This is a genomic window from Streptomyces sp. NPDC058773 (assembly GCF_042746015.1).
In the GTDB taxonomy this organism is placed as follows: Bacteria; Actinomycetota; Actinomycetes; order Streptomycetales; family Streptomycetaceae; genus Streptomyces.
The window spans coordinates 22,913-42,682 of sequence record NZ_JBHYPE010000039.1; the positions used below are offsets into that span (position 1 = coordinate 22,913).

A 19,770-nucleotide genomic window follows, 5' to 3' on the forward strand; every position below is an offset into this window, starting at 1 on the left:
TTCAGGACGCCGGTGCAGCACATGCGGTTGCTGTGCCATCACGTTCAAGGGGGCAGGGATGAGCAACGAGCGGCAGATCCAGGACGAGGACCTGATGGACGTCGCCCAGGACGCCGAGCAGGCGCACCGGCTGCGCAAGGCACTGAAGGTCCTGGCGGACAACCCCAATGTCGGCGGCAAGCTCCAGGAGATGGCCCAGGAAGTGCTCTCCGGCCGTATCGGCATGAAGGACGCGATCCAGACGCCCGGGTACATGGACGCGCTGGGCGACCGGATGAGCGAGATCCGGCGGGCGGCGGAGGATCAGACCATGGCGGAGCGCGAGGAGTCGCGCGAGAAGTTCGCCGCCTGGCAGAAGGAGCAGGAGGCCAAGGAGGACGAGGAGCGCGCCGAGCGCGACGGTCCGTCCGGCACCATCGTGACCACACCGCGGCGCGGCGGCCGGGGCACCGGGCACCGGGGCTGACCCGGCCGGGGTGCACGGGCGGGGGCACGTCTCCGGCTCGGCGCTGCGGCATCCTGCCGCTCCTTTCCGCCACCGAAATCCGTTCAAAGGCTCCATAACGGCAGCAGCGGCGAAAGAGACAACAGCGGCAACAGTCGCCATACGGAGGAAAGCAGATCCGGCACCGGATTCATCGGGCGGATCTGCTTCCTTTTCGCACAAGTCCGCACACGCCATTCCCGCTTTCTGCACAACACAGCCCAGGAACAACGCACTTAACACCTGTCCCGGATGCCATCCGCCACAGTTGTCCGGTAAGGGGCACGGCCTGCGTGTTCCCGTTCCGGCACAGCCACCCCCCGCAGCATCATGTGCCCCCGATCCGGATCATAGGATCGAGCCGGTACACGCAGGAATCCACAAAAGTGGAGGCGGGATTGATGGGGGACGAGGAAGCCATGAGTGCCTCAAACGAGGAAAACTCCGCAGCGCCCGGATACGCACCTCATCCGTACGTCGGCGGCCGCACCACGGCACTCCGCGCGCTCGCGGCCTGGCGGATGCGGTGGCCCGGCGCCCCGCGCGTCATCGTGCTCACCGGAAATCCGGGCAGCGGGCGCTCGCGCCTGGTCACCGGCTTCCTGATGATGTGCGACCCCGGCCACCGCCGGCGGCTGCCGCTGGGCGACCTGGACCCGACGACCGTCCCCCCGGACCTCCCGGCGCCCGCCGTGCCGAACCCCTCGGGGCGCACCGCGGCACAGCTGCTGTGGCTGATCGCCGATCACTTCGGGCTGAGCGCGGGCCGCGCCGACGACATCTGCCCCGAACTCGCCGCTCGTGAAGAGCCGGTGACGATTGTGGTGCCGGACGTCGACCGGGCCGGACCGGTACGTGCCGCGCACGAGCCCGCCCGCGTCGTACGGGAGGTGCTCAAGCCGCTCGCCGCCACCGAAACGGTGCAGCTGCTCGCCGATGTACCGCGCGAACTGGCCGCGGAGCTGGCCGATTCGCTGCCGCCCGGTCAGGCGCAGCTCATCGACCTCGACGCGCCCGAGTGGGCGGACCCCAAGGGTCTGCTGCTGCAGGCCATGACCGCGCTCGACCCCGATACCGGGGCGCCGGACCTCCCCTTCACCACGGACCCGTCCACGCGCCGGGCGCTCGCCGAGGCCCTCGCCGGGCGCGCGGACGGCAGCCGGCTGACCGTCCGGCTCGCCCTGCAGTCGCTGCTGAGGCAGCCCGAGGGCTTCGACCCGGCGGACGCCTCCCTGCTGCCCGGAAGCGTCGGCGAGACCCTTGACCTGCATGCGCGCCGACTGGGCACCGACCCGCAGACCCTGCGGCTGCTGCTGGCGCCGCTCGCCTTCGCGGAGGGCGAGGGGCTGCCCGCCCCCCTGTGGGGCACGCTGGTGAACGCCGTGGCCGGACGGGACATGAGCCGGGCCCTCGCCGACGACATGCTGCTGACCGCACCGTTCATCGAGGTCGTCGAGCCGTCCTCGGACGGGGACACGGACGGGGATGCCGAGAGGGACGCGGACGACGCGGCCCGGGGCGGGGCCGAGGCCACAGCCGACGGTGGCCGTACGCTGCTGCGTCTCCAGCACCCCGCGCTCGCCGAGGAGATCCGCGCCGGTCTGCCGGACGTCCGGGACGCCCAGACCAAGATCGCGATGGCGCTGCTGGAGGCGGTGCCGCAGCAGAACTGGTCCAAGGCCGATCCGTACATCCGCGACCACCTCGCCGCGCACACCCTCGAAGCCGGTCTGCTTCCCCAGCTCCTCACCGACCCGGGCCTGTTCGCGCACGCCGACCCGGTGACGATGCGGACCGCCATCGAGGCCGTACCGCTCGAACAGCTCGGCGCACCGGCCCGTACATACCTGCGCACCGCGCCGCTGCTGACCCGCTCCCAGGCTCCGGCCGAGATGCGGGCGGCGTTCCTGGAGACCGCGTTCGTCGAGGACGGGCTGACGCCGTACGCGGAGGCGCTGCACACCCTCGACTTCGCGCTGCCGTGGCGCACGCTCTGGAGCGTGCCGCTGGCCGGCGTCCGCGCCGTGACCACCGGCTCGCTGCCCCAGGAGGGCGGGGACGGGGCGACGCCGGGGACCGCTCCGGGCGCGGACGGCACCGGGACCGGTGGGATGGCCGGGGCTGATGGAGCTGCTGGGGCTGCGGGCTCCCCCGAGGGAGGCCCGGCATCCGCCTCCGGCGCGCCCGCGCCCCGCCCCGTCGCCGCCTTCGTCGTCCCCCAGGACACGCCCGGCTCCCGTACGATGCCCGGCCCGGACGGCGCCCCCTCCGAGGGCGGCGACTCGGTGTTGCTCCTCCACGATCTGCTGCGGCCCGGATTCATCGACGCCGACCCGGCGCGGGTGCGGCTGCCCTCCGAGGAGGCGAAGGCGGCGGCCCCCTACGGGTTCAGCCGGGGCGCCGACTGTCTGCGGGTCTGGTCCCGCGCCGGCCAGGAGGTCGTGGCCGCGCTGCTCTCGGACACCCCGCTCACCGGCGCCGACCTCTCGCCCGACGGGGTGCTCGTCGTCGCCACCGCCCGCGGGGTGACCGCCCGGCAGATCCTCGCCCCGGCCCCCGCGGTCACGCCCACCCTGCCGGCCCAGCGCACCGGCGCCGCCGACTCCGACGCTTCCGACGGCCTCGAAGGAGACCACTTGTGATCAACCAGGCGCAGGCACACGCCACCGCCGCCCGCTGGCTCAACCCCGAGGGACATCAGGGTCCCCCGCGCGAGGTGGCCATGCAGGAGTTCGACCTCGGCTGGGTGGTGTGGGCCGTACCGCCGCCCCCGGAGGTCGACCCGGCGACGGGGCAGCGGCGTCCGCCCGCCGAGGTCGGCGCCGCCTGCGGGGTCGTCGACCGGGCGTCCGGCGAGCTGACGGTGTGGCCGTCGGTGCCGGTCGACGAGGTCATACGGAGGTATCAGCAAAAGCACGGTGCCGCGTCCGGCGCGGCGCCGGCGGCACCCGCCGCACCGCCGGTCACCGGCCCCGGCAACACCGCCGTCGCGACCTACCCCGACCCGTCGACCGGCGAGGAGACCAGCCTCGCCCGCGTCTCGGCGCCCGGCCTGCCGCCCGCCGAGTACCAGCTGTACGACGAGCTGCAGCGGCTGGGCGTGCACCCCGCGAACGTCCGCGCGCTGCACACCGATCTGCGCTCGGCGCTGCTGCCCGGCGGCTACCCCGGCGACTTCATCCTCCGCACCTTCCCGAACGCCTCGTTCTCCTGCACCCAGGGCTATGGCATGCGGCCCGAGGAGCGCGCCGAGGGCATCGCCGGGCTGCTCCAGCACGTCGCGATGATGCACCAGTTGGCGGGCCGGCCGGCACCGCCGCGACCGCACCGGCTGCCGGTGCCGCAGCGGGTCGAGGCCGCACCGCAGATGCGGGACGTGGCGCTCGGCAAGCACCTCGTGGAGGTCTTCGGGCCGCAGGGCGTCGCCCGCCCCGACGCCGACGATCTCGCCGCCACCCAGCTGCCCGAGGCCACCAAGAACACCCTGATCTGGGCCGGTCTGCCGGCTCAGGTGCCGCACTTCTTCACCGCCGACCGGCAGGACTCGCCGCCCGCCGGCGGCCTGTTCCCGGACGTGGCGACCTACCTGCGCCAGACCGGCACCGAGGCTCGGGAGCAGACCCTGACCACTCTCGGCGGCTACGTCCGGTTCGGCACCGACGGCCTGTACACACTCGCCGTCCAGTGCACCGCCCCGGAGCAGAGCCAGAACCTGGTCGGCACGGTCTGGGCGGTCCAGCCGTCCTCGGGCGGCGGCCGGTTCGTCAACCGCACCCTCTCCGCGTACCTCCGCTCGCTCGCCCTGCTGACCACCACGCGCCGGCAGATGCAGGGCATGGACCCGTACGCGGCGGGAACGGCGGTCGCCACCTTCCAGGAGCAGATCGCTGCGCTCGACTCCTGGGCACTGGACGACGACAGCAACTGGTGGTCGCTGGTCATCGAGCAGATGTGGCACGGGTTGTTCTGAGGGTGAGGGGGCCGGGGGCTGGTGGGCCGGGGGCTGCGGCCGGGCCGAGCCGGGCGGGCCGGAGCCGAGCCGGGCGGGCCGGGGCCGGGGTTTGCGTGCCCCGGCCCCTTCCCCTCAAGGCAGAAGCAGCCAGTCCGAGGCGAGTGCGGCCGCCAGGCCGATGCCCAGCAGCCAGGTGCCGAGCCGGGTGCGCCCGTTACGGCTGAGTTCGATCACCACACCACACAGCACCAGCGCGGCTCCGTACACCCCGACCACCAGCACCGACGTACGCGACGCCAGGCGCACCACGAGCACCCCCGCCATCGTGGCCATCAGCACCGAGGCCAGAACGACGCGCACCCGCCGGGCCTGACGAGGCGTCAGGCCTGCAAGGTCTTCGGGGAGCGGCTCTTCATCGCCGGGTATGTCCATGACCAGGAATGCTACGGGACGAATGATCGCCGACCGCCCCGTTCCCTGAGCGTCCACTCACCCCGGCCTGCCCCCGCCCGATTGGCGCCGCGCCCCGACACTGCCGCGCGTGACACTCGGCCGCCCCGCACTCAGCACTGAGCACTGAGCACTCACCACTCCGAGCTCAGCACTTTCGGAGCCCAGCACTCCGAATTGATTGGCCATGATTGACCAACCCCCTACCAATATTTAACCTCCCCTTTCAGAACACCTTCGCGACGCCCGAATCCGAGCGCCCCACAACAACCACCAATGCCGCCCCGGTGGACCAACCCCCCGGAATCCACCCACCGTTGACGCAACCTCATGCCCACGCTCCCTCCACACTCCTCGCCTTGACATTCCGGCATTCCGATCACCTAATCTGGGATCATTGAGAATGCGACAAGTTTCAGCGCGAGCGCGCGAGAGACACATCGCCAAACGGGGGCATCGGTGGCAGGTAAGGCATTTGACGTAGATCCCGATGTGCTGCGTACGCAGGGCAACGCGTTCGTGCACATCGGCAGCGATTTCTCCAAGGCGTCGAAGAAGCTTCAGGATGATCTTGAAGGACTCGGCAGCCCCTGGGAGAACTGCGACTTCGGCGATATTTTCGAAACGATCTACACGCCCATCAGGGACGGCATGTTCGAATCGATGGATTCCCTGGGCGAACGCCTCGAAGCAATCGGCGACAAGCTCGGGAACATGGCCGGCTCGTACACCGATTCCGACCAGCAGGGCACCCACACCATCAGCGCGGTCGGCCGCCCGGCCATCTGACCCCCGCCCCACCCCAGAGGAACCCGGGCGGCCCCGGTGAGCCACGGCTCCACACACACCCGAAACACCCCATCTCTCCCCCCCTCGATCTCCATCTCCTCATCTCCATCTCCATCTCCACCGCCATGCCACTCCACAATCGGCCATAACTGCACGGGGGACGATCACTGTGTCATTGACGCTGCCAGGCGAAGTAGCTTGGGTCCTGGACCTCCTCGGCTACAGCTGGCCGGACGCCGACGAGGACAAGCTCCACGAATGCGCACAGGTCTGGCGCAACTTCGCCGAGTCCGTCAATCAGGCGTCCACCCAAGGCTCTTCGGCAGCCAATGAAGTCGCCTCCGCCAACTCGGGCGAGGCGATCGACGGCTTTTCCCACGAATGGGGTTCCTTCTCCGGCGGTGGGGACAGCGGGGACAACTACCTCCGCGATGCCGCCGCGGCCGCCGAGGTGATCGCCGTCGCCTTCGACGCGGCCGCACTGGCCGTTCTCGCCGGCAAAATCGCGGTCATCGTCCAGCTCGTCATCCTGGCCTCGGAAATCATCGCGGCACAGGCCGCAGCACCATTCACACTCGGCCTCTCCGAAATCGGCGCCGCGGGCGCCACCCAGGCGACCCGCATGCTCGTCCGCCAGATCCTCGACAAGATCAAACGCGAGGTCATGGAGGCGGCCACCAAGGCCATGGAGCACGCCACCATGGACGCCATCAAGAAGATGGCGAAGAAGGCGGTGTCCAAGGAAGCCCGCAAGATCGCGGCGGACTACGTGAAGAAGACGGTCAAGGAAACCGTCAAGGACAAGGTCGTCGACCAGGCGAAGGAAATCGCCCGCGACAAAATCGTCGAAGAGGGCAAGGCCAAGGCCCAGGAAGCCGCCACGGAGATGGCCCAGAACGTCGCGCAGCAGGGCATCGAAAGCCACTTCGGCGCCCGCGACGGAATCGACTGGGGCGAAACCACCGACATCGCCAAGGACAAGGCCGGCGAATACGTTGACGGCATCAAGGAAGGCGCCCAGGACTACAAGGACGGCGTCGCCGGCCTCGCCGACCCCGGCACCTACGTCGACCACGCCAAGCAGGACCTCACCAACCGGGGCCTCGACCACGCACAACGCCGCGTCGACCGCCGCACGGGCGGCGCAGCCACCCGCCACCAGGACGTAACAGACGAGGTCCGCTCGGTCTTCGGCTGATTCGACTTCCCACGTTCACAGCAAGATTGGGCCCACAGCCTCCTCGACTGTGGGCCCAATTCGGTGCTCCATTCCTGTCCCTACACGGGGCCTCGAGGAGATCTCACTGCCCTGAAAGCCGAGTGGGCGGCGCCGGGGGGTACGAACCGGGCGGGCTGGGCTGTTGCTGGTAGGGGTTCGGGTTCGGCGGATGCGGCACGAAACCGCCGGAGCCACCCGGACCGCCATAGCCACCAGGGCCACCCGACGGCGGATCGTTACGACGGTTCTTCTTCCGAACGGCGACGATAACGACACCCAGGACGATGGCGAGTACGACCGCCCCACCCGCAAAGATGCCGACAAGGGCGCCAGTGCTCATGCCTTTGTCCCCGTCAGCCTTGGCGCCCTGTTCAGGATCCTTGGAGGAGCCAGAAGACGACCCACCGCCGAGCGCCGGCAACGGGCCGTTCTTCGAACCGGGGGGAATGTCTTTGGTCAGGGCGCTGTACGGCCTGATGGTCCCGTAACCATAGTGCGGGTCGGGAAGCTTTGCTTCCTTCTTGTCGTCCGGCACCACTGCGGACTTCACCAGACGGTTGGCGATCTGCCCTGAGGTCAGGTCCGGGAACCTGGCCCGGAGAAGGGCGGCGGCGGCGGACACGTAAGCTGCGGCGTCCGAAGTGCCGTTGGCCAGCCTGTACGGGTCCTCGACTCCCGCAGAGCGGATATGAACACCAGGGGCCAGCAGCTTGATATGGGGCCCGTAATTGGAGTACTTCCAGACCTTGAGGTCAACGTCCACCGCTCCGACGGCAAGAACTCCAGGCGCTGCTGCCGGGTTGCGAGGGGTCTCGACCCCAGCATTTCCCGACGACGCGACCAGCAACACATCGTGCTTCCTCGCATATTCGACAGCAGCCTGCTCAGCGGAGGACGGTTCTGTGTTGGCAGTGTCGAACGACATGTTCACAATGGTCGCACCGTGATCCACGGCATATCTCAGCGGCGCAGCATACGACATGGAACCCTTACCGAATTCAGCGCTGTCGGCGGATCCTTCAAAGTCCATTCCGAGGGGGAGGATCTTGGCGTCTGGCGCCAGCCCCTTCACTCCTTCGGATCCCCCGGCGCCGTGCCCGTGCCCAGCGATGAGCGAAGCCATGGCAGTGCCATGCTCTTGCTTCCCGTCAGCATGATCTGCCGTGCCCCCACCTGCGAAGTTCTTGCCTGGAAGTACGTTCCCCTTGAGGTCAGGATGTTTTCCGTCCACCGGCTGATCGATGACCGCGACAGTAACGCCCTTGCCTGTTGACACTTTCCAGATGTCGTCAGCCCCGAAGACCGTCAACGGCCACTGGCCTTTCCTGATCTGATCCGCCGAAGCAACCGGCGCGGTACCGAAGAGCAGCGCCCCCGCCACCACCGCGCCACCCACCGCACGCAACGTCCGCGTGAAGCTCATGCCGTACAACACCTCTCCTCAACAGGAGACGGCCCGCAACTCGAAAGCTGCGGGCCGCACCTTTGATGAACAAGTTTGGACTTACCGCCCCGGCGGATGCGTGGGTGGCGCCTGCGGGTACGCGCCCGGCGCACTGGGCTGCTGCTGGTAAGGGCCCGGGGCCGGCGGCTGCGGCACAAAGCTGCCTGGGCCGCCCGGTCCGCTGGGTCCACCGGAACTCCCAGGAGGCGGACCGTTACGCCCGCTCTTCTTCTTGACCACCAGCACAATGATCAGCACGACAACCAGAAGGCCCACCACACCACCGACAATGCCGATGACGACGCCCGTACTCATACCCGCATCGCTCTGCGTTGCCTTCTCAGCGTCCTTGCCGCTGCCGGACGCCTTGGAAGAGTCCTCGCTGAGGGCAGGCAGCGGTCCGTTCTTCGAGCCGGCGGGGATGTTCGCGGTGAGTGCCTTGGACGGCCTGATGAAACCGTAGCCGTAGTGGGGGTCAGGCAGCTTCTTCCCCTTCATGTCGTCCGGCAGGCCGGCGGTCTTCACCAGACGGTTGGCGATCTGGCCGGCGGTCAGGTCCGGGAACTTGGAGCGGAGGAGGGCAGCGGCGGCGGATACGTACGCTGCGGAGTCTGACGTGCCGTTGGCCAAGCGGTAAGGAGTCTCAACTCCCGCCGACCGGATATGAAGCCCTGGCGCCAGCAGCTTGATATAAGAACCGTAATTGGAGAACTTCCAGACCTTCAGGTCAATGTCCACCGCTCCGACAGCGAGAACCCCCGGTGCCGCAGAAGGAAGACGAGGAATACTGGAGCCGGAGTTCCCAGATGCCGCAACCATCAGTACGTCATGCTTTCGGGCATAGTCAACAGCCGCCTTTTCAGCAGGTGACGTGTCGCCAAAGTCCTCGAACGACATGTTGACGATCTTCGCGCCGTGGTCCACGGCATACCTCAACGGTTCCGCGTAGGACTCCTCCTTGTCGCCAAGGTCGATTCCCACGGGAAGGATCTTGGCATCCGGCGCCAGTCCCTTTACCCCGTCGGATCCCCCAGGCCCATGCCCGTGCCCAGCGATGAGCGAAGCCATAGCGGTGCCATGCTCATTCTTCCCATCCGGGCGATCTGCCGTTCCCCCATCGAGGAAACTCTTGCCAGGAAGCACATTTCCCTTGAGGTCAGGGTGACTTCCGTCTACAGGGTCGTCGATGACCGCGACAATGACACCCTTGCCGGTTGACACCTTCCAGACGTCGTCAGCTCCGAAGGACCTCAACGGCCACTGTTCATGCCTGATCTGATCCGCCGAAGCAACCGGCGCGGTACCGAAGAGCAGCGCCCCCGCCACCACCGCGCCACCCACCGCACGCAACGTCCGCGTGAAGCTCATGCCGTACAACACCTCTCCTCAACAGGAGACGGCCCGCAACTCGAAAGCTGCGGGCCGCACCTTTGATGAACAAGTTTGGACTTACCGCCCCGGCGGATGCGCAGGCGGCGCCGGCGGGTACGAACCGGGCGCACTCGGCTGCTGCTGGTAGGAGTTCGGATTCTGCGGGTAGGGCACGAATCCCCCGGGGCCACCCGGAGGCGGGTCATTGCGCCCGTTCTTCTTCTTGACCGCCAGCACCACGATCAGCACGACGACCAGAAGGCCCACCACACCACCGACAATGCCGATGATGACGCCCGTACTCATGCCCTTATCGCTCTCGGCTGCCTGCTGAGCGTCCTTGCCGCTGCCGGATGCCCTGGACGAACCGTCCTTGAGGGCAGGCAACGGCCCATTCTCCGATCCCTCGGGCATCTTCTTGATGAGCGCTTGCCAGGGATTGACGATGCCGTAACCGTAGTGAGGGTCAGGAAGCTTCCTGCCCTTCATGCTGTCCGGCAGAACAGCGGTCTTCACCAGACGGTTAGCAACCTGGCCGGCGGTGAGGTCAGGGAACTTGGAGCGTACGAGGGCAGCGGCGGCGGATACGTACGCTGTGGAGTCTGACGTGCCATTCGCCAAACGGTATGGAGTCTCAACTCCCGCCGACCGAATATGAAGCCCTGGAGCCAGTAGCTTGATATGCGAACCGTAATTGGAGAACTTCCAGACCTTCAGGTCAATGTCCGCCGCCCCCACGGCAAGAACCCCATGCGCCACCGCAGGATTACGTGGAGAGCTGACCCCAGAATTCCCTGACCCCGCAACTAGCAGCACATCGTGCTTCCGAGCGTAGTCAACGGCCGCCTGCTCTGCATCTGAGGGCACCACATCATCAGTCATGAACGACATGTTCACCACACGCGCACCGTGGTCTACGGCATACCTCAGCGGTGCAGCGTAGGACAGCCTCTCCTCGCTGGAACCTGAGTTTTCGTCAGGATCTCCAAGGTCAATCCCGACAGGAAGGATTTTGGCATCAGGTGCTAGCCCTTTGACACCGTCACGGCCCCCCGGCCCATGCCCGTGCCCAGCAATGAGCGAAGCCATAGCTGTGCCGTGCTCGCGCTCCCCGTAAGGATGATCTGCCGTTCCTCCAGTGAAGAAACTCTTCCCTGGAAGCACGTTCCCCTTCAGGTCCCGATGACTGCCATCCACCGGATCATCGATGACCGCGACCGTGACGCCCTTGCCTGTTGACACCTTCCAAATATCGTCAACGCCGAAGACCGTCAACGGCCACTGGTCTTTTCTGGTCTGGTCTGCCGAAGCAACCGGCGCAGTGCCGAAGAGCAGCGCCCCCGCCACCACCGCGCCACCCACCGCACGCAGCGTCCGCGTGAAGCTCATGCCGTACAACACCTCTCCTCACAGAATGGGGCCCACAGCCCGAGGGACTGCGGGCCCCAAGCATGTCCGCCGATTGCTCAACCGGCCATTCCTACTCGATGACCGGGGGAGCCACATTGCGTTTGGACGTCCAGGTCTGCTCTTCTTCCACAAGGTAGTCGGGACGGCTCGCGTCCCGACCTCCGCCCTCGCCCCTGGCGCCGGGCGCACCATGCGCGCCGCCCATCATGCCCGCCGGGCGACGTCCGCCACCCGAATTGGCCCCAGGTGTCGTTCCTCCTCGACTGCGGTGCAGGCCGGCCCCACCCTGGGACCCGCCGCTGGCTTTGCCACCACCACCGGGCGATCCGATGATCCCGCCCTTCTGCCGCGCTTGGGCACCGCCGGCGCTGACGCCCCCGCCGCCCGCGCCCTTCCCAGCGCCACCACCATGCGCACCGGCCATGCCGGGCATGCCGGCGCGGCCCCCCGATTGGGCACCCCCCGGGGTGGCACCGGGAGCGCCGCCCTTGAGGCCGCCCGGGCCACCAGTCTTGAGACCGCCGGGGCCGGCGCCCTTGAGGCCGCCGGGGCCGCCACTCTTGAGGCCGCCAGGCCCAGGCATGCCGCCCGGCATTCCAGACAAGCCAGACCCACCGCCGGGACCACCGCCGCTGGGCGCGTGGAGACCTCCGCCACCGGGGCCGCCACTGGGGGCTTTAAGTCCACCGTTGGGGCCATCGTGGAGGCCATTGAGGCCAGTCCCCACATTGGGTCCCTTGGGTTTCAGTTCTCCCAGGCCACCGCTGACGCCCGGATGCTTGAGGCTCGGGGGGCTGGGCATCTTGGGGGTGCTACCGGAGTTCGGCCGTCGGCTCGGGAGCTTGAGCCCACCCCCTCCGCCTTTCGATCCTCCACCCGCAGGAATCATGGGGGTGTTGATAGCGCCTGGATCGTCTGACGGGTCCTTTTCGGGGATCTTGTCGTCAATTCCCCCCTTCCCCGGCTCCGGCGCCTTCAGTGCCTTCGATGCCCTGACGAATGACGAACCCAGTTGCTGCATGGCGACAGTCGACTCAAGCCGAAGCGTTTGCTCATCGTCCAGCCTGCCCTTGTTCGCCTCCAGGAGACCCGCGGCGTCTTCGCCCTTCTTGAGCATCTCGTCGAGGTCGTCGTCGGAGATGTCCAATCCCCAGTCATTGAGATCGCCGAGTTCCCAGGTCTCTTCCTTCATCCTGACCTTTGTGATGGCCGTCTGAAGGGCTTTGGCCGACGCGTCCATGACCTTCGCCGTGTGGGTGCACCAAGGCGCCCCGGCCTCGAAGTTCGCCACGATCTGCTCAGCCTTCTTCTGAAAGCGTTCAGCAGACTCGCCCTGCCAGTGTTGCATCACCTTGTCCACGGCCTTGGAGAAACTCTTCTTGTGTGTCTCCAGGTCGTCGGCAACGTCCTGCCAGTGCCGAGCGACAGAGTAAAGCACTTCGGGATCAGCACCGTCGAGCATGTCTTTCAGGCCATTGAAGTTGCTCTGGTTGAAATCCGTGACATGCCGATAGCTCTCGTACCTCTCCTGAGGCACGCCGCTCTCGCCTTTACCCACCTGTGGGCCCCCTTTCCTCAGTCGGCGATCAGCCAACCACCGTCAGTGGATCTTGTTCTCGTGCTCGGCGTCGTCGTAGGCTTCCTTCGTCTTCTTCGACTTGTGACCGAATTCATCGACCAACTTCTCGATTTTTCCGACGATCTCTTCCTCGATGAATTTCTTCATGTCAGCATGAGCCTTGTGCAACATCTCGTGCTCAACGTACTTCTTCCCCAGAGCACTTGACGGCAGGTAAGTCCCACTACCAGCCTTACCCTTAGTCCCGTTCATGTCCTTCAGCACCCCGTTGAGCTCCTTGACCACCTGGTCCAAGGCATCCAGATCAACGCGATATTCCTTAGCCATTGCTGGCCTCCCCGTGAGATGTCAGTCCGTTCTTGCGACGCCAGTCGCGGAGCGCGATGGCGGAGCCGACGACCGCGGCGACAGCCAGAAGTCCGCCGCCGACGATGTAGATCGAGATGCGGGCGCGCCGGTCTTCGGCGGATTCGCCGATGGTGACGGCGGCCGGCTGGATGTTGGAGCCGTTGGCCATGTTCGAAGGCTTGTCGGGCTTGGGTGAGGCGGTGGGCCTGGTGTCGTCGTTGAGGGCGGCTACCGGGTCGACGACGCCCCAGCCGATGTTCTGGTCCGCCTTCGGGCGCACTCGTTCGGCGGTCTTTTCCAGGTGCCAGATGACCTGCTGCGGAGTCCACCTCGGGGTCTCGTGCAGGTGCTTCGCGATGAGGAGGGCCGCGGCACCCGCGGCGTAGGGTGCGGCGAAGCTGGTGCCCTGGTCGACGCAGTTGCCGCCGTTGGGGACGGTGGAGACCATGTTCACGCCGGGGGCGGCGATGTCGACCCAGTCGCCCGGCTGGGAGAAGGGGGCGCGCTCGTTGTTGCGGTCCGAGGCGGCAACGGACAGGACGTTGTCGAATTCCTGGAACGCGGCCGGGTACATGTTCTTCTTCTTGCCGCTCGCGCCGTCGTTTCCGGCCGACGCGACGATCAGGACGTCCTGTGCGGCGGCGCGCTGGATCGCCGCCCTGAGGGGGCCCAGTTTGTCCGGGGTGGCGTCCGTGCCCTGGGAGATGTTGATGATGTTGACCTTCAGCTGGACCGCGTAATCGATGGCGGCGGCGAGGCTGTCGGAGGTGCCGGCCTTCTCCTGGGTGGTCTGCTGCAGCGGAATGACCTTCGCCTCGGGGGCGATGCCGTAGAAACCCGAGCCCTGCTTCTGACGGGCGGCGATGATGCCCGCCACCTTGGTTCCGTGGCCGACCTGATCGACGGTCGGCTTGCCGCCGGGGACGAACTTCTTGCCGGGGCCTTCGATGTTGGGCTTGATCTGCGAGTTGCCCGCGTCGATGCCGGTGTCGATGACGGCGACGCGGACGCCCTTCCCCCGGGTGTCGGCCCACATCTGGTTGGTCAGGAGGCGCTGCAGTGACCAGGGGGTCTCTTTGATGTCGTTGGTGCCGAACTTGCACTCGCCACTGTTGAGCGGCACGTTCGGGTCGTCCGCGGCCGCCGGGGTGGCGGCGACGCTCGACAGGCCGACGAAGCACGCCGCCGTGACCAGTGCACCCGCCGCTCGGCGACGGTGCCCGGCTCGGTGACCAATGACGCGAGATCCCACGGGCTTTCTGCTCTCCATGTGTGGCGAAATGGGCAGGAACGAAGGGTGAAAGAACGGAGGTTGAGGCGTGAAGGAGTGGTGGACGGCAGAAGGGCGAGCGCACTGAAGCAGCGCGCTCGCCCTCATGGACCGCTGTGCGAGCAGCCGGGCTGCTCAGGTCTGGCCGTCTCCGGCTCGACCGACCGGAAGGTCAGCCGCCCCAGATACCGGAGTTCTTGTGCTCCGTGGCCTGGTAGTTCTGAGCGGCCTGGTCCAGCGCCTTGGCGATGGCCTCAAGCGTCGAGTGCAGGGAAGCGGCACGCTGGTCCCACTCGCGCTGGCGGGCCTGGTAGCCCTCCTGCGCCGCACCTTCCCAGCTGGCGGCGATCTTCTTGACGCCCGCCTCGAGGTCGTCGAGCTGCTGACGGATGTTGTTGGCCGTCCCGCGCACGTCGGAGCTGGCCTGCGAGATCGTCGCGAAATTAACGAGGATCTGGCCTGACATGGTGTCTCCTCAGGAGTTGATGATGCTGGTCGATACACACGCCACAGCGGGCCGGCGGAAGGCCGGATCCCGGGCTGTGGCGGCTGGGCCGTGGCGCCGCGGTCAGCGGCGCGGCCCCATCATCCGAACGGGGAAGCCGAGGAAGAGATGTGCGAGATCGACTGCGCCTGCTCCTCTTCGGAAGCGGAGTAGTTCTTGGTGGTCTCGTCGATCGCTTCCTTGATCTCAGCCAGCAGCTGGTTGAGACGGTTGGCGTCCTCGTTCACCTTGGACTGGAGCTGGTTGTACGAGGAGGCCGCAGCACCCTTCCAACCAGACGTGATGGTGTCGACGACCGTGTTCAGGCGCGAGATCTCGCCCTGGATCGACTGGTTGACCGAGGAGATCTTGCCGCTGAACGCGACCATCTCCTCCTCGGTGGTTGTGTACTGCTGACCAGCCATAGTCAACGTCCCCCATGAGACTCGTACGTCGTACCGCACCGGGCAGCCACAGGCGCTCGCGCGGCAGGCATCTCCTGCTGACGCCTTTGCCTACTTTAACCACTCGATATGGCTGTCCCCAACAGGGGGCGGACTCTTGTGACGGGATCACAACACTGTCAACTACCCGTCGGTGAAACGTCGTTCACAAGAAGCGGACAGATGTACCGCTATCGGTCATTCACCAACAGGGCGCGGACCGTTGAAGATCACACCGAGAAGACCGGGTGGACCAGGAAGTCCGTCGCGACTCCGGGGAAATGTGGTGACAGCGGAATCCGGCTTACGCAGAAGGCCGCACCGAATGCCCGTTTTCCGGGACCCAGTGCGGCCTTCCTTCACCTCATCAGGACGACTGCGGCGTCTTGGCGCTCTGAATGTCCAGCGACGGGCCGGTCGAGAGGAGGTCGGACCAGGCCTTCAGGATCAGCGGCGGATGAGTGTTCTCGTAGCCGAGGTGGATCTTCGCCTTGTCCTGTTCGTCGTCAGCCTTGCCGGACTTCTTTTCGCTGTCGTTGTTCTTCGGCAGCGGATAACGCAGTCCGGTGTCGGTGACCAGGAACTGGCTGCCGCTGCCGGTCTTGTCCTGGGGAGTGCGCACCTGCGTGTAGAGCAGACCGCTGCCGGGCGTGACGTACGCGTTGGCTCCGGTGGCGATTTTGACCGGGTAGTCCGTACCGACCCAGGCCTGCATGTCCGGGATGCCGTTCGGGTACCCCAGCTGATTCTCGGCGCCACCCGGGAGCTTGATGTTCTTGCCGTTGTAGACGCTGCACGACACACCGCTCCGGGTGGGACTGGTCAGTCCGCCGGTCTGGGAGCCGTGCTCGAAGTCGTTGCCCACCGAGAGGCTCTCCTTCGGCCACGGGGAGGGGAAGCCGCCGAACTCGCCCATGAAATCCGTCGGGTTCCCCGAGCTGTCCTTCTTCGGGACGATGGCGGCGACGGGAGCGGGCCTGACGGGCGTGCCGTCGCCGTTCACCTTGTCCGCGTTCGCGCCGTTCTCCAGGAGGTTCGCGACGAAGTCCGTCACCTGCTCGACGCCGTCCTGCTCCACGACGTACTTCTGGCCGTGGCTGTCCTGGAGGATCGAGCCGACCTTCTTGGCCCGCTCCGGGACCTTGGGGTCGGTGGTCTGTCCGCCCGCCCCTCCGACCACGGGCATGGTGATCCCGAGCTTGGGCGGCATCACCAGGAGGGTGTCCATGAAGTCCTGCGACACCTGCTGCGGTTTGGCGGAGCCGAAGATGATTTGACGCAGCCTGTCGTTGACCACTTCGCTGCCGCCGCTGAACTCGAAGGCCTTGCCCTCGCTGTCGACGAGCCACTTCTTCTGCTGGGGATCCTGGACGTACAGCGCCTGGCGGGCGTCGAGCTTGTGCTTGTCCTCGACGGCCTGCTTGTCCTTGCCGCCCAGGACGAACACGGCCTGCTGGGGCTTGCTGTGGAGACCGCTGCCGGGCCGGTTGCACACCGCCCAGGTCTTCGGCTTGTCGGCGTCCTCGACGTCGGGCAGCCGGTCGGGGGCGTAGGGAATGCCAATGGCCGGCCCGTGCGGAATCTTTCCGTCCAGCTCCTCTTCCTTGACCTTCACGACCTTGAAATTCGGGTCGATGAGCAGTCGGGCGGAGGCGAGGTTGAGGATGGGGTGCAGCAGTTTCTGGCCGCCCTTGCCGTTATCCAGGACGATATAGCGCGTGGTGGATTTGTCCCCGACGATGACATTCTTTCCGACCTCGTCCCAGCCTTGCGGGGCAACGGGCTTGAGAATGCCGCAGGCACCGAATCCGACGAGGACGACTACCCCCATCACGATGCTGGGCACGACCGCCTTGAGGGGTCGGGGCGCGCTCTCGATCGAACCGTTCGGCAGCGGCTTCAGAAATGCCGCATTCGTGCGCTTTCGAGCGAACGAATACGCATTCAGCTCGTCCCGACGTGATGCCATTGTTGCTTTCTCTCCCCGCCTGTCGGATCAACATCGACCGCCCCCGGCACTCACGCCGTAGCGCCCTCTACTATGCCGTGTGTCGATCGACCCGTACGGTACGGGTGCCACCTTCCAACGCACCAGTCTCAGCGGCGGCCGATACGCCTAGAGGCCCATCATCACCAGTAGAGGAGCAGGCCGGGGGATGTCCAGCGCCACCAGGGCTCGACGCCGCAACGGGCGGCAACAGCAACAACAGCCTTCCACTGCCCCGCAATCCGCGGGAAATGGCGGCCAAAACGGTACAGCTCGGGGCAACAGAAGGAATGGCGGCGGGAGTTCCTCGGCCCGCCAGGCAGGACCGGTGGCACCGCGGCTGCGCCAACAGGCCGGAACCATCGGCGGGGTACGCGTCCAGCAGCTGGCCATCATCGAACTCGCCGCGGCCCTGGTACTGGTGGGCTGGACCATCCACCCGGCCGCACTGACCGTGGCCATCGTGCTGGCGGCAATTCTGGTCATTTTCGCGCTCGGCCGGCGCCGGCGGATCCCGCTGCCTGAATGGATCACCACCGTCCGCGCCATGAAGCGCCGCGGCAAGGAGAGCGCCTCCGCCCTCGCCGCCACACAGGGCGTCGACCCGGCGATCGCCCCCGTGGTGGAGTGCGAACCGGCGCTGCGCACCTACGAGTTCACGACCGAGTCGGATCAGCGCGCCATCGGCTTCGTCGGTGACGGCACGTTCCTCACCGCTCTCGTCCAGGTGGACGCCCGGGACGAGCCGCTGCGCCCGGAGCGCGGCAGCCACATGCTGCCGCTGGAGGTGCTGCACACCGCGCTCGACATCGAGGACATCCACCTGGAGTCGGTGCAGTTCGTCCAGTACACCCAGCCCGCGCCGGCCCCGCATCTGCCCGAACAGGCCGTCGCGGCCCGCTCGTACGCACCGCTGCAGGCCCAGTCGCAGACGCCCGGCCTCCAGCTGACCTGGATCGCGCTCAAGCTCGACCCCGAGCTGTGCGCGGAGGCGATCGAGGCCCGCGGCGGCGGCATGGAGGGCGCCAAGCGTTCGCTGCTGCGCGCCGCCGACCAGCTCGTCAGCCGGCTGACCGCGCACGGGGTGCGCGCCAAGGTGCTCGCCGAGCGCGAGGTCGTGGCCGCGATCGGCACCGCGGTGTGCGTCAGCCCGCGGGCCGCCAACGGCGCGATGGGACGGGACGGCCGGGCGGCCCGCCGTACTCAGGAGACGACCCGTGCGATGCGCTGCGACGACCGCTGGCACTCCACGTACTGGATCGGCCGGTGGCCGCAACTGGGCCAGGGCGCCGCTCCGCTGGCGGCCGTCACCCAGCTGCTGACCAGCACCCGGGCGATGGCCAGCACCTTCGCGCTGACCGCCACCCACGGCAGCAACCGCGCCCCCGCCATCTCGGGTTACATCCGCCTTTCCACCCGCAGCGAGAACGAACTCTCCTCCGCCCAGAGCGAGTTGGAGCGCCGTTCCGGTTCCGTCAAGGTCGGCCTCGTACGGCTCGACCGGGAACAGCTGCCCGGCCTGCTGGCCACGCTTCCCCTCGGAGGTACCCGCTGATGGCCTCTCCCACCTATCAGCCCCGTGTCAACACCAGCGGCGACGGCTGGCGCAATCCCCCGCTCGGCGACGGCGGCAGCCGCCGGCTCTCGCACCAGCCGCGGCCGGACGAGGAGCAGTCGGGGCCGAACGGGCCGAAGCCGAGGCCCGGTTACGGTCTGCGGGGCCCGCGGCGCAGCCCGCACGTGCTGACCGCCGAATCGCTCGCCTCGCTGACCCTGCCGGTCGGCGACGACGGCGTGATCATCGGCATCGACCCGCAGAACCAGCCCGCCGTGCTGAGCCTGCTGCGGCCGACGTCGATGGAGATCGCGCTGGTCGGCAGCATGTGGATGGCGCAGGTGCTGGCGCTGCGCACGGTCGCCGTCGGTGCCCGGGTCGCGGTCGAGACGGCGCGTCCGCAGGCCTGGGGCCAGATGGCGCAGGCCGCGGGCGGCGGGCAGCAGTGTGTGTCGGTCCACGAGGTACGGCAGATCGCGCCGCAGGGGCCGTCGGTTTCCAGCCCGGTCCTGGTCGTCCGGGACATGGGCGCGCGGCCGCCGCGCAATCAGCTCGCCCCGAGCCCCTGGCAGTCGGTGCTGACCGTGCTGCCGTTCCTCGGACCGCGGTCGCCGCAGATGCTCAGCCGCGCCGATCTGGTCGGTCTGCAGCGGCTTTCGCCCGAAGAGGCGGAGGTTGTGACGCGAATCATGCGGCTGCCGGAGCAGGTCGGTGCGGTGCTGCCGACGCTCAGCGACAACGCCATGCTGTGGTGCTCGCGCGACGGTCACCAGTTCGTCATGACCCAGCCGACCGAGGCGGAGACCAACCTGCTCGGCGGGCCACGGCGGATGGACTGACCGTCACGGCGGGCCGGCCGCCCGCGGAACGCTGAGCGCAGCGCGTCCGCAACCGGCCGCGGGCATGACTCACGGGCGCATCCACGGGTGCGCCCGTAAGCATGCCGAAGGGCCGCAAAGACGACATGACATCGACTGCCGTGATC

General features: G+C 67.4%; 17 protein-coding genes. 7 read left to right on the forward strand and 10 right to left on the reverse strand.

All coding sequences use genetic code 11. From position 1 onward, the window contains the following. Positions 1-58 precede the first annotated feature (58 nt). From ACFW5B_RS27270 to ACFW5B_RS27280, 3 genes are all read left to right on the forward strand, one after another. The gene (locus tag ACFW5B_RS27270) at positions 59-466 is read left to right on the forward strand and encodes a hypothetical protein (protein WP_386444862.1); all 408 of its coding nucleotides are present in this window, start codon (positions 59-61) and stop codon (positions 464-466) included. Between the two features lie 437 nt (positions 467-903). Then, the gene (locus ACFW5B_RS27275; protein WP_386444865.1) at positions 904-3,126 is read left to right on the forward strand and encodes an ATP-binding protein; all 2,223 of its coding nucleotides are present in this window, start codon (positions 904-906) and stop codon (positions 3,124-3,126) included. Beyond that, positions 3,123-4,454, forward strand: coding sequence for an SUKH-4 family immunity protein (locus tag ACFW5B_RS27280; protein ID WP_386444868.1), 1,332 nt, complete (start codon positions 3,123-3,125; stop codon positions 4,452-4,454). The genes ACFW5B_RS27275 and ACFW5B_RS27280 overlap by 4 nt, the downstream gene beginning before the upstream one ends. 114 nt (positions 4,455-4,568) lie before the next feature. On the opposite strand, the gene ACFW5B_RS27285 is transcribed toward ACFW5B_RS27280, so the two are convergent. Continuing rightward, entirely contained in the window at positions 4,569-4,868 is a 300-nt protein-coding gene (locus tag ACFW5B_RS27285) for a hypothetical protein (protein ID WP_386444871.1), read from the reverse strand. Between the two features lie 477 nt (positions 4,869-5,345). Here ACFW5B_RS27285 and ACFW5B_RS27290 point away from each other — a divergent pair, with 477 nt between their 5' ends. Continuing rightward, entirely contained in the window at positions 5,346-5,675 is a 330-nt protein-coding gene (locus ACFW5B_RS27290) for a WXG100 family type VII secretion target (RefSeq protein WP_386444874.1), read from the forward strand. Positions 5,676-5,844: 169 nt separating this feature from the next. After that, entirely contained in the window at positions 5,845-6,873 is a 1,029-nt protein-coding gene (locus ACFW5B_RS27295; RefSeq protein WP_386444877.1) for a PE-PGRS family protein, read from the forward strand. Positions 6,874-6,976: 103 nt separating this feature from the next. Here ACFW5B_RS27295 and ACFW5B_RS27300 read toward each other — a convergent pair whose 3' ends face one another. The 9 genes from ACFW5B_RS27300 to ACFW5B_RS27340 form a co-directional block, all read right to left on the reverse strand. Beyond that, positions 6,977-8,317 (reverse strand): S8 family serine peptidase, encoded by a 1,341-nt coding sequence (locus ACFW5B_RS27300; RefSeq protein WP_386444880.1) that lies wholly within the window; start codon positions 8,315-8,317, stop codon positions 6,977-6,979. A gap of 81 nt (positions 8,318-8,398) precedes the next feature. Beyond that, a complete protein-coding gene (locus ACFW5B_RS27305; RefSeq protein ID WP_386444883.1) occupies positions 8,399-9,706 on the reverse strand; it encodes a S8 family serine peptidase in 1,308 nt (435 codons plus the stop codon). Positions 9,707-9,787: 81 nt separating this feature from the next. Beyond that, positions 9,788-11,098, reverse strand: coding sequence for a S8 family serine peptidase (locus tag ACFW5B_RS27310; RefSeq protein ID WP_386444886.1), 1,311 nt, complete (start codon positions 11,096-11,098; stop codon positions 9,788-9,790). Between the two features lie 91 nt (positions 11,099-11,189). Next, on the reverse strand, positions 11,190-12,677 hold the full coding sequence (locus tag ACFW5B_RS27315; protein ID WP_386444889.1) for a WXG100 family type VII secretion target: 1,488 nt from the start codon (positions 12,675-12,677) through the stop codon (positions 11,190-11,192). Positions 12,678-12,719: 42 nt separating this feature from the next. Next, a complete protein-coding gene (locus tag ACFW5B_RS27320) occupies positions 12,720-13,025 on the reverse strand; it encodes a hypothetical protein (RefSeq protein ID WP_386444892.1) in 306 nt (101 codons plus the stop codon). Then, positions 13,018-14,169, reverse strand: coding sequence for a type VII secretion-associated serine protease mycosin (gene mycP / locus ACFW5B_RS27325; RefSeq protein ID WP_386444895.1), 1,152 nt, complete (start codon positions 14,167-14,169; stop codon positions 13,018-13,020). Before mycP ends, ACFW5B_RS27320 begins: the two co-directional genes overlap by 8 nt. Before the next feature lie 319 nt (positions 14,170-14,488). Then, positions 14,489-14,782, reverse strand: a complete 294-nt coding sequence (locus tag ACFW5B_RS27330; protein ID WP_018093366.1) for a WXG100 family type VII secretion target — start codon at positions 14,780-14,782, stop codon at positions 14,489-14,491. Between the two features lie 119 nt (positions 14,783-14,901). After that, positions 14,902-15,225, reverse strand: a complete 324-nt coding sequence (locus ACFW5B_RS27335; protein ID WP_386444898.1) for a WXG100 family type VII secretion target — start codon at positions 15,223-15,225, stop codon at positions 14,902-14,904. Positions 15,226-15,610: 385 nt separating this feature from the next. Next, a complete protein-coding gene (locus tag ACFW5B_RS27340; RefSeq protein WP_386444901.1) occupies positions 15,611-17,212 on the reverse strand; it encodes a type VII secretion protein EccB in 1,602 nt (533 codons plus the stop codon). A gap of 346 nt (positions 17,213-17,558) precedes the next feature. Here ACFW5B_RS27340 and eccE point away from each other — a divergent pair, with 346 nt between their 5' ends. Both eccE and ACFW5B_RS27350 read left to right on the forward strand, forming a co-directional pair. Further along, positions 17,559-18,785: a type VII secretion protein EccE gene (eccE, locus tag ACFW5B_RS27345; RefSeq protein ID WP_386444904.1), complete on the forward strand. Its 1,227-nt coding sequence runs from the start codon at positions 17,559-17,561 to the stop codon at positions 18,783-18,785. Beyond that, positions 18,785-19,624 (forward strand): hypothetical protein, encoded by an 840-nt coding sequence (locus ACFW5B_RS27350; RefSeq protein ID WP_386444906.1) that lies wholly within the window; start codon positions 18,785-18,787, stop codon positions 19,622-19,624. The genes eccE and ACFW5B_RS27350 overlap by 1 nt, the downstream gene beginning before the upstream one ends. The last annotated feature ends 146 nt before the right edge of the window (positions 19,625-19,770 follow it).